Origin of the sequence: Catenovulum sp. 2E275 (assembly GCF_025515275.1) — a bacterium.
Lineage (GTDB): Bacteria > Pseudomonadota > Gammaproteobacteria > Enterobacterales > Alteromonadaceae > Catenovulum.
On record NZ_JAOPFU010000001.1, the window covers coordinates 148,631 to 165,617 of the forward strand.

The window sequence follows — 16,987 nt, forward strand, 5'->3', positions numbered from 1 at the left end:
TAAATTTGATTAATTAAAATTAACTGACCATAGACCAACAAAATAACATTTTCAATATTTATCAACCAATTAAATTGATAACTTGCGTTTTATTTAATCTCGAACGTTCTAATTGCCAGTTTGTGCCAGTTCACTGACGAAGCCACTTAACAGTTTGCTTACAATTTAAATTAATCTGCACTAAAACCTCAATTCAGGAGTTAATATTTTGAAGTTAAATTATCCAAAAACTCAGTTAAGTTTGGCACTGGCAGCCATTTTTAGTTTGGCGGCCTGTAGCCATCAAACCACCAGCGAACAGGCAAGCACCACCACTGCGGTTAGCTCAATCGCTAATCCAGATGTGTGGCCAGAAGTAAAAAGCAAAATAAAAATCAATCAAGATGATGAAGCTAAAATCAGTCAAATCATTAACAAGATGACGATTGAACAAAAAGTCGCTCAAATGATCCAACCTGAAATTAGAGCATTTGATGTAGAAGATATGCGCAAATATGGCTTTGGTTCTTATTTAAATGGCGGCGGCGCGTTTCCGAATAATGATAAATACGCCAGCATGCAGGACTGGGCAGATTTAGCCGAAGAAATGTATCAAGCATCGGTGGACGATAGCCTAGATGGAAACAACATTCCCACTATGTGGGGTACAGACGCAGTACATGGCCATAATAATGTGATAGGGGCGACTGTTTATCCGCATAATATTGGGTTGGGCGCTATGCATAACCCAGAGTTAATTGAAAAAATTGGCGCAGCGACAGCCAAAATTGTTCAAGTAACCGGTATTGATTGGGTATTTGCGCCGACCGTTGCTGTGGTACGTGATGACAGATGGGGGCGAACTTATGAGGGATATTCAGAAGATCCTGAGCTTGTAAAACAATATGCCAGCGCTATGGTAAAAGGCATGCAAGGCGAAGCTGGTAAAAACTTTATGGGCGACGGTACAGTCATCGCAACGGCCAAACATTTTTTAGGCGATGGCGGCACAGATTTAGGCATAGATCAGGGAAATAATTTAGCCTCAGAAGCAGATTTAGTTCGCCTACATGCACAAGGTTATGTGAGTGCAATTGAAGAAGGTGTGCAGACAATTATGGCCTCGTTTAATAGCTGGCATGGAGAAAAAATGCATGGCAACCATTCCATGTTAACTACAGTATTAAAACAAAAAATGGGATTTGACGGCTTAGTGGTTGGCGACTGGGACGGTCATGGCCAAGTGACCGGCTGTTCAAACGCAAGCTGTGCACAAGCGATAAATGCCGGTGTCGATATCATTATGGTGCCTAATGAATGGAAAGCCATGTATGAAAATACGGTATCTCAAGTGAAAAGCGGCGAAATTTCAATTGCCAGAATTGATGATGCCGTACGCCGTATTTTGCGGGTAAAAATGCGTGCTGGTTTATTTAATGGCGAGTCACCCATTAATCGTGCATTTGCCGGTGAGCAAAGTTTGTTAGGGGCAACACAGCACAGACAACTTGCACGTCAGGCTGTTCGAGAATCTTTAGTGTTACTTAAAAATAATCAGCAAGTTTTACCAATTAATCCAAGCCAACATATTTTAGTCGCTGGCAGCGGCGCTGATGATATTGGCAAACAAAGTGGTGGTTGGACAATTTCATGGCAAGGCACAGGTAATAAAAATTCTGATTTTCCGGGCGCCAGTTCAATTTACGATGGCATTAAACAGGCTGTCGATAATGCAGGCGGAAAAACTGAGCTTAATCAAAACGGGGATTTTACTCAAAAACCAGATGTTGCCATTGTGGTATTTGGTGAAAACCCGTATGCCGAAGGTGTTGGTGATATTGAGGGCATTGAGTACCAAAGAGGCAATAAACGCGATATTAAATTATTGAATAAATTAAAAGCTCAAGGCATTCCGGTCGTTTCTGTATTTTTATCTGGCCGCCCACTGTGGGTAAATGCTGAACTAAATGCATCTGATGCTTTTGTTGCGGCTTGGCTGCCCGGCTCTGAAGGGATTGGAATTGCAGATGTATTATTAAGCAAAACCAATGGCGAGGTTAATTATGACTTTAGCGGTAAATTGGCTTATTCGTGGCCAAAATCAGATGCTCAGGTGGTATTAAATGTCGGCGATCAAAATTACGATCCGTTATTTCCTTATGGTTATGGCTTAACCTATCAAGACAATATTAATCTGCCAGATACTTTAAATGAAATTGCACAAGTAAAATTTGAAGTGGACTTAGATGAAGCTGTCGTTTTATTTGATTCACAGCCGCAGCAAGATTTAGGTTTATATTTAGGTGACAAAGCAAGCTGGGCAGTGCCGGTTGCAACCAGCATAGTCACCACTCAAGGCTCTGATAATTTGCATTTAAAAACCACGGATAAAAACGTGCAGGAAGATGCCAGACTGCTGACTTGGGCTGGTGTTAGTTTAGCATCCGCTTATTTAGCCTGGAGTGAACCGCATGATATGTCGGTTTATCTGAATAATCATACTGCACTCACGGTTAATATGAGAGTTGAACAAATGCCGCAAGGCAGTTTTAAACTCAATATGCAATCGGGCAAACAGCAAGCCGGTGTAGAATTAAATGAGCTATTAAATACCTTACCTAAACAACAATGGCACAATATCAGTGTTGCCTTAAACTGTTTTGAACAAACCGGAATTAACTTTAGCGAATTAGATTCACCGTTTGCACTAGCAACCGATGGTAAAGCAAAAATTTCATTTGCCGAAGTAAGCTGGAAACCAAAATCAGCAGATAATGCTGATATTAATTGTCAATAATTTTCATCAACCCAAAACAGCCAGTTGCTGGCTGTTTTGAATACTACTTGAGTCAACAAGATTAATTGATTATACTCATTTTGCGGTTGGAAATAACTTGCTTAGTGGGCTGCCTTACTGTGGTGCACTGGTTATCTTAAACCTTTCCGCCGCCTTCTTTCCTTATAATCCTAGCCGATTTGATAAATAAACTATTACCAAAGGTGGTTTTTTGTTTTTACTGTATGCCGATGAATCTGGAACCCCAGGTGGTGCAGACCAAGAACATTTTATTCTAGCTGGTGTAACAGTTTTTGAACGAAAAGCGCACTGGCTATCTCTTGAATTAGACAAAATAGCATCTAGGTTTAACCCTCAAGACCCTAACTCTGTAGAGTTACATGGCGCTCCTATGTTAGCTGGCCGTAAACTTTGGAGAAAATTTCCGAAAGAAGCTCGTTTGAATGCAATAAAAGATGCATTAAATCTGATTGATGGTAAACATTACAAAATTATTGCATCTATAGTCAAAAAGCAGGCGATATCCCCTGAAGATCCCGTTCATTATACTTTTCAACAATTGATTACTAGATTTGATCATTTTTTAACTCGTGAGCATTTACATTTCAAAAATACTCAAAGAGGATTGGTTTTATTTGATAAAAGCAGTAAAGAAGCACCTATACAAGCATTAGCTACAGAGTTTAAAACAAATGGACATGAATGGGGAAATTTAAGAAATATGGCTGAGGTTCCTGTTTTTGTAGACTCAACTGCAACAAGGTTAATTCAGTTAGCTGATTTAGTTGCATATGCTTTATTTAGAAAGTACGAAAAAAATGATCCTCAATTCTCAGATATTATTGAAAAGAAGTTCGATTACTTTGGTGGTGTACAACATGGATTACACCTTGCTATATAGCTATAATTATCTTTCCTCCCCTGTTTCATGTAAAAAAAATGCTAATACTTAAATTCCCCACCTATAAATTAAAAAACTTATAAATCAATGCATTAATTTTATAAATAGTTCGTTTTAACGATCCGAACGTTCTAATTCTAACTTTATTTACAACTAAAACGACATAACTTCAATCGAGACGTAACCTCATCCCATGCTTTTCATTTTTGTTAATGATAAGTGTAAAAATATCGAATCATTTATATTTAACCGGCTGGGTTTTAAGCCGGTTTTAAGTGTAAAATTATTGATTAACACGCAAAGGTTAAACACATGGGTAAAACAAAATTTAAAAAAACTCAGTTGGCAGCACAGGTTTCTCTGTTATTAAGTGCCAGCATGATGTTACCGGCAACGGCTGCTGAAAATAATAATGAAGAAGTAGAAGTTATCAATGTAAAAGGGATTCGTGGCAGTATGATCCGCGCAATGGATGTTAAGCGTGACAGCTTTGGCGTCGTTGATGCGATTTCATCGGAAGATATTGGTAAATTTCCAGATACTAACTTAGCCGAATCACTCCAACGCATTACCGGCATTTCAATTAACCGTTCAGACGGTGAAGGTGCTCAGGTGACAATTCGCGGTATGGGGCCATCACGAAATTTAGTGTTATTAAATGGTCGTCAAATGCCAACCCCTACCCGCTCATTTGATTTTTCAGATTTAGCTTCTGAAAGCGTCAGCGCGGTTGAAGTTTACAAAACCAGTAAAGCGTCTATTCCAACTGGTGGTATGGGTGGAACAATCAACATTATTACGCCGCGCCCATTAGCTAATCCGGGTTTAAAAGCGTCGTTTGGTGTAAAAGCCGTTAATGATCAGTCCACCAAAAAAGGGGATAAATGGACACCTGAAATTTCAGGGATTTACAGCAATACTTTTGCCGATGATACATTTGGTGTTGCCATTACCGGCAGTTACCAAAAACGTCATAGTGGTAATTCAAATGCGTCGGTTGATTCTGGCTGGCATACGTTTATTTCTGGTCAGGATACAGATGAAAACGGCAACCCTTTACCGGGTGCGCTGCCAGATGTTGATCCTCAAGGCGCAACCTTAAATAAGCCAGCAGAAGGCATTATTTATGGCGTACCCCAAAATTTAGTTTATCAGTTAAATGAAGCTTACCGCACCCGAGTGAATGGTCAGATAGTATTAGAATATAAACCAACCGATAATTTAACTGCCCGTTTAGATTTTACGCATTCTTCTAAAACAATTGATCGTGAATTAACCGATATGTCGGCTTGGTTTTCACGCGATTATAGCTACTCAACTCTGATTTGGTCTGAACCAGATAAAAATGGGGTTGTGTACCCAATGCAATATCAAGATACTGACGCTTATGCGCAGGCCAAAGTGGGCGAAGTAAAAGGCACAGGTATTAACTCTGGGCGTTCTTATTCGGGCACAAAAAATACGAATAACTCAATTGGCTTAAATTTAAAATATCAGGTAAATGATAATTTAAGCATGGAGCTGGATTACCATGATTCAGAAGCCAAACATGAACCAAATAGTCCTTATGGATCTTGGGGTACTCTGGCGCTAATCTCACAACAGCGTATTCGCCAGACAACGGATTTTACGCAAGAGTTTCCGGTAATGAATTTTGATTATCCGGATGGTGTTGAAGGTTTTGAACCTGAAGATATGCTGGCAGCAGGCAGTAATTTTGGTAACAATTATGAAGCTTCTGATGTAAAACAGGCGCAATTAAAAGGTAAATATGTTTTTGATGATGGCATTGTTGAAAGCATAGATTTTGGGCTAAATCAGGCCAAAGTCAATAACCATTCTAAATACGCAAGTGCAACCCGTAATAGCTGGGGCGGTGTGGGTGATCCGGCCGATTTTGATGATAGCTGGTTTAGCAAAGAGTCTTTAGCGGATCAGTTCGATAAAATACCGGGACATTCAGATCCGGACTTAACCCCGCATTATATCGACTGGGATTTTGAAACTCTGGCTGATTTTATTGCTCAAAACTTTTCAACAGACAATACCACAGAGTGGCCTTGTGGTCCTAAGTTCTGCGGCGGTGATAACTTTACGACCGATAGAATCACCGAAGAAGAAATGAACTCGGTTTATCTGCAAACTAACTTATTATTTGATATTGGTGATATGCCAGCCAATATTGTTGCGGGTTTTAGATACGAAGAAACCAAAACCTTTGCCCGCGCGAAAGTACCTGCCTATTCAGGGGTGCGTTGGGCAAGTGAAAACGAAATAGCCTTAATTCCGCAAGAAGATGAAAATGGTGTCGCTATTTCTACTTATACCGAAGAATCCGGTGATTATAGTAACTTTTTACCGAGTTTCGATTTTGCAGTAGAGCCTGTAGATGATGTAAAACTACGTGCCTCATATAGTAAAGCGATTTCTCGCCCAAGCTATGGTGATATGCAAGGCGGTAAAACCTTAGGCACACAAATGACATCAGTTGAAGGCGGTGGCTCGCGCGGTAATCCGGCCTTATTACCGCTTGAATCAGATAATTATGATTTAGCCGTTGAATGGTATTACGATGATGCCAGCTATGCCGCATTTGGTTTTTTCCGTAAAGAGGTAAAAAACTATATAGGCACAGAATCTGTCATAGAAAACGCATTTGGCTTGCGTAACCCAGGAGCTGGCCCAAGAGCGCAGGCAGCCAGAAACGCCGGCTTAACCTCTAACCAGTTAATTCGCCAGTATATTGCCGATAATTATACCCAAGGAGTCACGGTTGATGAACGAGGCAATATTACCATTGTACCGATAACAGAAGGTGAATTGGCCGATCCATTAGCAGATTTTAGAATATCGGTTCCAACCAATAGTGATCAACAAGCAAGTTTATATGGTTACGAAATGGCGATTCAGCATGTGTTTAGCGATACCGGATTCGGGATTACTGCAAATGCAACAATAGCAAAAGGCGATGTTGATTTTGATAACTCGATTTTAACGCCACAGTTTGCCATTGAAGGGTTTGGCGATTCTGCAAATTTAATCGGTTTTTATGAAAACGATAAAATGTCGCTCCGTATCGCCTACAACTGGCGGGATACTTTTTTAACTTCGACCAATGCAAACGGTCGTAATAACCCAAGATATACCGAAGCTTATGGACAGGTTGATGTTAACTTTAGTTATGATGTATCTGAAAACTTACAGGTATTTTTAGAAGGGATAAATATTACCGACGAATATACCCGTGAGCATGGTCGCCACGAACGTATGTTACTCAACTTACGTCAAATGGCACCCAGATATAATATAGGGGCAAGATATACCTTTTAATATCGAGTAATAAAGCTTAAATAGAGGGCAAATAAGCCCTCTCGCTTTTGCCCCATTTAACCGCTTGAGATAAGCCTTTGTAGGTCGGGCTTTAGCCTGTTAAAACTAAATAAATGCCGATCTACATAAATTAAAAATCGGTAAATAATGCTGAACTATAAAGATACGTAACGCTATTCAATTAACAAACAATGCAGGCCATTTATGCAGCAAAATAATCATCCAAATACAAATGAAAAACTGAAAAATATTGTGATTGCTGGCGGTGGCACCGCAGGTTGGATGACAGCGGCGGCTTTTGGTAAATTATTTGGTAATAGCTTAAATATCAAGCTGATAGAGTCAGAACAGATCGGCACAGTTGGTGTAGGTGAAGCCACCATCCCGACTCTAATTTATTACCACAGGCTGCTCGGCTTAGATGAAAGAGAAGTGATGGCTGCGACCCAAGCCACTTTCAAATTGGGTATTCAGTTTGAAAACTGGCGAGCTATTAATAAAGATTATTTTCATGCTTTTGGCCGTACCGGACAAGATTGCTGGGCATGCGGATTTCAGCACTTTTGGTTAAAAGGCCAGCGCCAAGGTATTACGCATTCATTCGCCGATTATAATTTAGAGCTACAAGCCGCACTTAATAACAAGTTTGCCCATTTACCGGATAATAGTTTAGGTTATGCATTTCACTTAGATGCAACTTTATACGCCAAATATTTACGCCAATTTGCCGAACAACATGGGGTAAAACGCATTGAGGGCAAAATAGATAAGATACATCAACATCCGCAAACGGGTTATATTGAAAGCCTGACGTTAGATAATCAACTTACCCTAAATGGCGATTTATTTATTGACTGCACAGGGATGCGTGCATTGTTAATTGAACAAACACTTAATACCGGATTTGAAGATTGGTCACACTGGCTACCCGCCGACAGCGCTTTAGCGGTTCAAACCCAATTAACCGGACAAGCAAAACCTTACACCCGCTCTATTGCCCACTCATTTGGCTGGCAATGGAACATTCCGCTTCAGCACAGAGCCGGAAACGGGTTAGTTTACAGCAGCAAGTTTGTTGATGACGGCACAGCAGAGCAAACTTTAAAACAAAATTTGCATGGCGAACAACTCACCGATATTCGCAAAATTAATTTTAAAACCGGCAAACGCCGCCAGCAATGGCATAAAAACTGCGTTGCCATTGGGTTATCCAGCGGATTTTTAGAGCCACTTGAATCCACCAGCATTCATTTAATTTCGGCGAGTATTATTCGCTTAATGCAAATGCTGCCACTCAATGGGATTGAAACCCGCAATATTCACGAATTTAATAAACAAGCCGAACTTGAACTAATTGGCATTCGAGATTTTATTATTTTGCATTATAAAGTAACCGATCGCCGTGACAGTCCATTTTGGCGGCACTGCGCCAATATGCCAATACCAGATACACTCAACGATAAAATACAACTCTTTAAAGAAAGCGGCCGGGTTTTACGTGAACGAGACGAGTTATTTGAAGATTCATGGCAACAGGTTATGCTGGGTCAGGGTCTAACACCCCAACATTATCATCCGATTGCAGATAACATGACAGAAACTGAACTCAATCAATTTTTAACCAATATACGCCATAATATTCAAAAAACAGTTAGCCGCATGCCGGAGCACAAAACCTATATTGAGCGTTATTGCCAGTCTCAGTAGCCAATGCATTAAAGGAAATTTGTATCAATGAAACTGATTCAATTATTAATATTTACTCTACTATTAAGCTGGCAAACCATAACCCTTGCCGGACAAAACAAACAAGTTTTATTTATTGGTAACAGTTATACCTTTACTTACGATGTACCCGGTTTAACCGCCAAACTGGCTCAATATAATGGTGATAAGTTGATATTTGACAGCAGTTTGTTGGGAGGTTATCAACTTTCACAACATTTAGAGTATCAAGTCACGTTGCAAAAAGTGGCTAAACAACAATGGGATCATATTGTTTTACAAGAGTTTAGCACTAAAGCATTTAATAATTATCTAGGTTTTGAACAGTCAGTTATCTTGTTCGATTCTTTGTTTAAGCAGCATAACGCCGTAAAGCCAGAACAAGTCATTTTATATATGACATGGGGGCGGCAAAATACCCAGTTACACCCCAAGTACCCATACAATTTACATCAGCAAGCCACGATTGATGCTTATAATAAAGTTGCCAAAAAGCTTAATATGCAGGTTGCACCTGTCGGTTTAGCTTGGCGAGCTGTACGGGAAGACGGTGATAAAATTAATTTATATGATGCTGATGGTACACATCAAAGTTTTGCCGGTGGTTATTTAGCCGCCTGTGTATTTTACGCCACTATATTTAATAAAAGTCCGGTTGGCATTGCATTTTATGGCGAATTAGATAAAAAACAGGCGCTTTATTTACAACAACAAGCTTGGCTGGCAGTTCAATCACAGTCTTAATCTGAACTATATTTTAAAAATACATCAATAAAAACTATTTGACAGGTGAAAACTAAACTACTACATTAAAACTACATTTGTAGTTTTTAAGGGTATGGAATAATTATATGAAGCTAAGTGAATTTGAATTAGACGTAATGCAACTCTTATGGCAGCACGAGCCATGTACCGCTGTAACAGTTCATCAACTATTGTCTGAAAAACGCAATTTAGCTTACACCACAGTTAAAACTATAATTGATCGATTGGAAAAAAAATCAGCCATTGAACGCTGTGGTCAACAAGGCAGATCAATTGTTTACCGCACCTGTGTTGCACAAAAAACCTTATCAGAACAAGCCGCTCCTAATTTTATTCAGCGCTTTTTCCGCGGAAACTCTCGCCATTTAATCGCTCATTTTATTGAAGAAGAAGAGTTAAATGAAGCGGATATCGAGTATTTACAAACTTTACTCAAAAACAAAAAAACCAACAAATAGTAGGTAGAGGATACAAATTATGATGGATTATTTTGTTACCGCGGGTCTCATCAGTTTAAGTTTATTATTAACAACCACTTTGCTTAAAAATGCACCGGCACGCCTTAATTTTTATTTGTTAATATTCGCGCTAGTGAGCTGGTGTATCCCATGGCAACAATTGCCTTTTGTCCAACAGGCCAGTGAATCGAATTTTTTAGCACTTAACCTAGATGATTTTATTAGTGTTGAAACGACTTCAACTCAAACAACTGAAGTTATCAGCCCTATTTCACAAACAAACTCGTCAGAGCAAACGACTTGGAATCTAAGTTCGATAGATTTTAGCTTAGCGGATGCTTTCACTCTGACCTTATTAATCGGACTGGTTTTATTTATATTTAGGGCGATGACATATATGAAAATCATTCGTCATTTTTACCTAAATTCAACTGAGTCCAAGCGCTATAAATCCATTACTGGCGATTACTTAGTACGAATTACTGAATTAAATACCCCAGCGCTAGCAACGGGTTTATTTATCCCTGTGATCTGGATCGATAAAAATATGCAGCAACGTAGTGAAATTAACTCAGTAATACAACATGAGGTAAATCACCTAAAACAAGCGGATACAGTGTGGATTTGGTTAATTTGTTTAATTGAAAGCCTATTTTGGTGGAATCCGCTTTGTTTATACCTTGCTAAAAAATCCAAACAACAGCTTGAATTAAGCTGTGATGAAAAATGTTTTACTCAATTAAAACAGCGCTACCAAGAAGACTTGGCTAGCCTATTGTTAAATAAAGTATCGCAGAGCACTCAACATAGTTTCGCTGTCCCAATGCTAAATATTAAACAATCAAATAACTTTAATATGCAACGCATTAAGTTGTTAAATCAGGAGAAAACAATGAAAGCGAAGTATATTGGTATTGCTCTAATTGGTATTTTGTTTTGTGGTTATACCGCGGCAAGTGTCGGTAATAAAAGCACGACACTAAGTCTAACGGCTCAGTCTGAACAAACAACTCAAATCGGTTATCAAGCTCAACTTGAGCAATTGGTAGATTTGTCGAAAAATGCAAGAAGCGAAGATACTGCCAAACTAAAATTAATTTATCAAAACATTTTGGCTTGGCAAAATAACCGTGCCAAGTTAACCGGTTTTGAAGAAACCCGAATTAAAGTATACGCCTTTACTATGGTTAATAACCTGTTGCAGCGACTTGAGCAACATAATGAAATTTTAACCACTTATTATAACTGGTATAAGGATGATGCTAACCCACCTGCTTTTTTATATAACCATATAGCAAGCGCCTATCTAAATTTAGGCCAGCCGCAACAGGCGCTTGAGGCGTTAACTAAGTTGCAGGCCGAAGTTAAAGAGAATTTCCAACCCGGCAGCAAACTATCATTAGCATTGACCTATGCTAAGTTGAAAAACAATGTTGAAGCTTTGGCTGTGCTTAATGGTATTAATCCATCAGATATTAAAAATCTAGACCAATACAAATACTTAATTTACAAGGAATTAGACGATAGCGAAAATATGGCGCTGATGGAAAAGAATGATCCTAGTTTGTCTAAAGTTAAGATGCCTAAAATGATCTCTAGCTCACCAGTTTATAAGCTAATATAGTATTTTAAAACTTCACAAATGCCGGTTAGCTTAGGGTTCAGCCTAATAGTTCCGGCATTTGCTTTTTATATCTAGCTGGTTTTTAAAGTGATAGCCAATTATTTAATAGTCTTGAATAAAACAGAATTTATGTGAGTCACTATTAGCTATATAACCTCAACTCGGGTTAAGGTGTATTCTAACTAATTGAATTATTTAACCTTATAATTCTACATGGTTTCTAACGAGAATTTTTTTGTGCGGACAAGGCAAATTCACGCGTTAATAGCTAGTCTCGGCTTTAGTTCCAACGTCGCTCGACCCCCCCCATCCATGGGGTCATATTGCAAGTGAATTTAACGCAGTACCCGCGAAAAAGGCCGTTTGAAATATATTCATTAAACCGAATTGAGGTTATATAAGCAATTTAGCTCGATTGATTCAAACCCATTATCTTTTCGGCCACAGATTAATTTCACCATCAAAATTTTTACTAATTCTTTTACTACGATAATATTTTATATTTAGCTTACATTTATTCTTTTATTATTTGGTTATTTATGACAACTTCAATCATGGCACATCAATCTAGCACTGAGGTAAAGTTCATTAGATTAGGTTATTAATTCCACAAACAATAAAGGCCGCGTAAGCGGCCTTTAGTCTATTTACATGAAAATAGTCAGCTTATTAGATTAAGCTTTTGCTCTTTCTTGTAAAATTTTAACTGCTGGTAATTCTTTGCCTTCTACAAACTCTAAGAATGCACCACCACCAGTTGAAACATAAGAGATTTTATCTGCTAAATCCCATTTGTCGATAGCAGCTAAAGTATCACCACCACCAGCGATTGTGAATGCATTACTTTCAGCGATAGCTTTAGCAACTACTTCAGTACCTTTTGCAAATGCATCAAATTCAAATACACCACAAGGACCATTCCAGATAACCGTTTTAGCATTTTTAACAATTTCAGCTACGCGTGCCGCAGATTCAGGGCCGTAATCGATGATTTCTTCATCGGCTTGAATTTCATTAGCTTGTTTAACTTCTGTTTTTGAAGTGTGGCTCCAATCACTAAAACCATCTTTAGTGGTACGCACATCAGTTGCAAAAATTACTTCTGTGGTTTCACGTAAACGCTTAGCTTCAGGAATTAAATCTTCTTCGTATAAAGAGTTACCAACTTCGTTACCGGCAGAAGCAACAAAAGTATTAGAAATACCACCACCCACCACTAAGGTGTCAGCAATTTTAGAAAACGCATCTAATACAGTTAATTTAGAAGATACTTTAGAACCACCAACAATCGCTACTAATGGGCGCTCTGGGTTATCTAATGCTTTACCTAATGCATCTAACTCTTGCACTAATAATGGGCCAGCACACGCAACAGGTGCAAATTTAGCAACGCCGTGAGTTGACGCTTGAGCACGGTGAGCCGTACCAAATGCATCCATTACAAACACATCACATAATGCAGCTAATTTTTTAGATAAAGCTTCGTCGTCTTTACCTTCACCTAGGTTAAAACGCACGTTTTCTAAAACAACCACTTCGCCTGCTTTAGCGTCAACACCGTCTAAATAATCTTTTGCTAGGCTAACCGGTGCACCTAATTTTTCGTTTAAATATGCAACAACGGGTGCTAAAGAGAATGCATCATCATATTCGCCTTCAGTTGGACGACCTAAGTGAGACATTACTAATACCGCAGCACCTTTTTCCAATGCAGCTTTAATAGTCGGAATTGCAGCATCAATACGCACACTTGAGGTGATGTTTTTATGATCATCTAAAGGAACGTTTAAGTCTTCACGAATTAAAACAGTTTTGCCATTTAAATCCAGGTCAGTCATTTTGATTACTGACATAAGCGGTTCTCCAATTTTTATCTGATTAAAAAATTAAATTGTGTTTTACACGTATATACCCAAACTACTAAGCATTTATACTGTGTTATTGATTTTGACAAGGGAATAACCATTATCTTCAATCAATGCCTTGTCTAAATGCTTTTTATCTCTTGCTGAAATCTCGCATCGTCAAGCAGTTTGGGTATTATTTGTACTTAGAATATTAAGCAATCTTTTATCTGATGCACTTATTGTGCCTGCATCATGGCTTTGCATGTATCCAGCATACGATTGGCGTAACCCCATTCGTTGTCACACCATACCAAAACTTTTACTAACTTATTATGACTGACTCGCGTTTGAGTGCCATCTAAAATACATGAATGTGGATCATGATTGAAATCTATAGACACTAAAGGCGCTTCAGTATAATCCAAAATACCTTTTAACTCATTGGCAGCAGCTTGTTTAATGACCTGATTAACCTGATTTATATCTACTTCTTTTTCAACTGTCATGCTTAATACCAACGCGGTTACGTTAACTGTTGGTACACGCACAGAAATGGCTTCAAACCGACCTTGAAATTTTGGCAAAATCCGCTCAATTCCAGCGGCTAACCGAGTATCAACCGGAATAATCGACTGGCTGGCAGCCCGAGTTCGGCGCAAATCTTCGTGGTAAGAGTCAATCACAGGTTGATCATTCATCGCAGAATGAATCGTGGTAATACTGCCACTTTCAATGCCAAATGCTTGATCAAGCGCGGTAATAACCGGCACACATCCGTTAGTGGTACAAGATGCAGCAGACACCACCCGATGGCGCTTGGTTAAGATATTTTGGTTTACACCGTACACTATAGTTGCGTCCATATTTGCATCTCCAGGATGCGAAAGCAAGACTTTACTCGCGCCTTGTCTTATATGTACAAAAGCGTCCTCAAAACCAGAAATTTTACCTGTACATTCAAATACAACATCCACTCGCATATTATCCCAAGGTAACTCTGATACTCGGTTTTCATGCAATAAGTGAATTAAATCGTCATTAATTTTCAGCCGGTTATTTTCTAAACTAACATCCGCTTTAAAATGTCCGTGAGATGTGTCGTACTTTAATAAATGGGCAATATTTTGCGGTGAGGCAAGCTCATTAATCGCGACAATTTTAAACTCATTCTGTAGACCATATTCATAAATTGCACGCACAACACTGCGCCCAATTCGGCCAAAACCATTAATCGCAATTCTAATAATGATGGTATCTCCAAGAGCAAAAAAGGCAGACTAAAAGCCTGCCTTTTTCAAATAACTAAACTAATTATTAGCCTAATTTTTTAACTGTAGCAACTACGTTTTCAACAGTGAAACCGAAGTGTTTGAATAAGTCGCCACCCGGAGCAGATTCACCGAATGTTGTTAAACAAACAAAACCACCGTTCATACCAACGTACTTGTACCAGTAATCAGCGTGAGCTGCTTCAATTGCAACACGCTTAGTCACTGCTGCAGGTAATACAGACTCTTTGTACTCAGCTGATTGAGCATCAAACGCATCTGTAGAAGGCATAGAAACAACACGTGCTTTAATTCCTTCAGCTGCTAAAGCTTCAGCAGATTTAACCGCTAATGAAACTTCAGAACCTGTCGCGATTAAAATAACATCTGGTGTACCGTCTGTATCAACTAATACATAACCACCTTTAGTGATGTTAGCAACTTGCTCTTCAGTGCGAGCTAATGCAGGTAAACCTTGACGGCTGAAAATTAATGAAGTTGGTGCGTTACGACGCTCAACAGCATTTTTCCAAGCTACAACAGATTCAGTTGCATCAGCAGGACGCCATGTAGACATACGAGGTGTCATACGTAAGTTAGCTAATTGCTCAACTGGTTGGTGAGTTGGGCCGTCTTCACCCTGACCGATAGAGTCGTGAGTAAATACGAAAATATTTTGAATACCCATTAATGCAGACATACGAACTGCGTTACGCGCGTATTCCATAAACATCATGAAAGTTGCACCGTAGTTAATGAAACCACCGTGTAAAGAAATACCGTTCATGATACCCGCCATACCGAATTCACGTACACCGTAGTGGATGTAGTTACCGGCAGCATCGTCTTGAATACCTTTAGAACCTGACCATAAAGTTAAGTTAGAACCCGCTAAGTCAGCAGAACCACCTAATAATTCAGGTAATAAAGCACCAAATGCTTCAATTGCATTTTGCGATGCTTTACGAGAAGCAATGCCCTCGCCTTTAGCTTGAGTTTCAGCGATGAAAGCTTGTGCTTTTTCTGCGAAATCAGCAGGTAATTCACCTTTGATTACACGACGCTCGTATTCAGCAGCTAACTCAGGGTATGCAGCTTTGTATGCTTCAAATTTAGCATTCCACGCAGCTTCTTTAGCAGCGCCAGCTTCTTTTTGATCCCAACCAGCATAAACGTCTGCAGGGATTTCAAATGGTGCATGTGGCCACTGTAAAAATTCACGTGCCGCAGCGATTTCTTCATCACCTAATGGTGCACCGTGACAGTCGTGGCTACCACATTTGTTAGGCGAACCTAAACCAATGATAGTTTTACAACAAATCATAGTAGGCTTGTCAGTTACCGATTTAGCTTCTGTGATTGCTGCTGCTACTGCTTCAGGGTTATGACCGTCAACACCTTTAATTACGTGCCAGCCGTAAGATTCAAAACGCTTAGGCGTATCATCAGTAAACCAACCTTCTACGTGACCGTCGATAGAAATACCGTTGTCATCCCAGAAAGCGATTAATTTGCCAAGACCTAAAGTACCAGCTAATGAACAGGCTTCGTGTGAAATACCTTCCATTAAACAACCGTCGCCTAAGAAACAGTATGTGAAATGGTCAACAATGTCGTGGCCTTCACGGTTGAATTGCGCAGCTAATGTTTTTTCAGCAATAGCAAAACCAACAGCGTTAGAAATACCAGCGCCTAAAGGACCTGTTGTTGTTTCAACACCAACAGTGTAACCATATTCTGGGTGACCAGGAGTTTTAGAGTGTAATTGACGGAATTGTTGTAATTCACTGATTGGCAAGTCGTAACCTGACAAATGTAATAGTGAATAAATTAACATTGAACCGTGGCCGTTTGATAAAATGAAACGGTCGCGATCTGACCAGTCAGGATTTGTAGGATTGTGGTTTAAGAAATCGCACCATAATACTTGAGCGATGTCAGCCATACCCATAGGGGCACCAGGGTGACCAGATTTAGCTTTTTGTACCGCATCCATACTTAAAACACGGATAGCGTTAGCAAGATCTTTGCGTGACGACATTGTAACTCCTTAAGTTAACCATTTCTTGGTAGCGTCGAGTATTTAAAATTGACTGCCGAGCCACTTTAGCGTTTTTCAGCAGTTAAAAAATCGGGGGGTATTTTCCCCCAGAGAAGCACTAAGTGCAAATATTTATCGCTTATATCGGCCATATTAGATAAAAAATATGACAAATATGATTAAACTAAATTAATAAATTTTATTTTTTCAGGTTAATATATGATTTTTTATCAGTATGACGACTAAAACTAA

Annotated in this window: 10 protein-coding genes; 7 read left to right on the forward strand and 3 right to left on the reverse strand. The window is 39.2% G+C overall.

Going from position 1 to position 16,987, the window contains the following annotated elements:
• Positions 1-208: 208 nt before the first annotated feature.
• From N7931_RS00500 to N7931_RS00530, 7 genes are all read left to right on the forward strand, one after another.
• A complete protein-coding gene (locus tag N7931_RS00500; RefSeq protein ID WP_262791283.1) occupies positions 209-2,776 on the forward strand; it encodes a glycoside hydrolase family 3 protein in 2,568 nt (855 codons plus the stop codon).
• 211 nt (positions 2,777-2,987) lie between these two features.
• Positions 2,988-3,677, forward strand: coding sequence for a DUF3800 domain-containing protein (locus N7931_RS00505; protein WP_262791284.1), 690 nt, complete (start codon positions 2,988-2,990; stop codon positions 3,675-3,677).
• Between the two features lie 312 nt (positions 3,678-3,989).
• Positions 3,990-7,007 carry a TonB-dependent receptor gene (locus N7931_RS00510; RefSeq protein ID WP_262791285.1) on the forward strand — a complete coding sequence of 1,006 codons (3,018 nt, stop codon included), beginning with the start codon at positions 3,990-3,992 and terminating at the stop codon, positions 7,005-7,007.
• 204 nt (positions 7,008-7,211) lie between these two features.
• Complete coding sequence (locus N7931_RS00515; RefSeq protein WP_262791286.1) at positions 7,212-8,714, forward strand: tryptophan halogenase family protein; 1,503 nt, start codon at positions 7,212-7,214, stop codon at positions 8,712-8,714.
• A gap of 27 nt (positions 8,715-8,741) precedes the next feature.
• Positions 8,742-9,476: a DUF4886 domain-containing protein gene (locus N7931_RS00520; protein WP_262791287.1), complete on the forward strand. Its 735-nt coding sequence runs from the start codon at positions 8,742-8,744 to the stop codon at positions 9,474-9,476.
• 107 nt (positions 9,477-9,583) lie between these two features.
• A complete protein-coding gene (locus N7931_RS00525) occupies positions 9,584-9,955 on the forward strand; it encodes a BlaI/MecI/CopY family transcriptional regulator (RefSeq protein ID WP_262791288.1) in 372 nt (123 codons plus the stop codon).
• A gap of 19 nt (positions 9,956-9,974) precedes the next feature.
• The gene (locus N7931_RS00530) at positions 9,975-11,579 is read left to right on the forward strand and encodes a M56 family metallopeptidase (protein WP_262791289.1); all 1,605 of its coding nucleotides are present in this window, start codon (positions 9,975-9,977) and stop codon (positions 11,577-11,579) included.
• A gap of 674 nt (positions 11,580-12,253) precedes the next feature.
• Here N7931_RS00530 and N7931_RS00535 read toward each other — a convergent pair.
• The 3 genes from N7931_RS00535 to tkt all read right to left on the reverse strand — a co-directional run bounded on the left by N7931_RS00535 (position 12,254) and on the right by tkt (position 16,735).
• A complete protein-coding gene (locus N7931_RS00535; RefSeq protein WP_262791290.1) occupies positions 12,254-13,432 on the reverse strand; it encodes a phosphoglycerate kinase in 1,179 nt (392 codons plus the stop codon).
• A 230-nt stretch (positions 13,433-13,662) separates the two neighbouring features.
• A complete protein-coding gene (epd, locus tag N7931_RS00540; protein WP_262791375.1) occupies positions 13,663-14,673 on the reverse strand; it encodes an erythrose-4-phosphate dehydrogenase in 1,011 nt (336 codons plus the stop codon).
• A 67-nt stretch (positions 14,674-14,740) separates the two neighbouring features.
• Positions 14,741-16,735 carry a transketolase gene (gene tkt, locus N7931_RS00545; protein ID WP_262791291.1) on the reverse strand — a complete coding sequence of 665 codons (1,995 nt, stop codon included), beginning with the start codon at positions 16,733-16,735 and terminating at the stop codon, positions 14,741-14,743.
• Between the last annotated feature and the right edge of the window lie 252 nt (positions 16,736-16,987).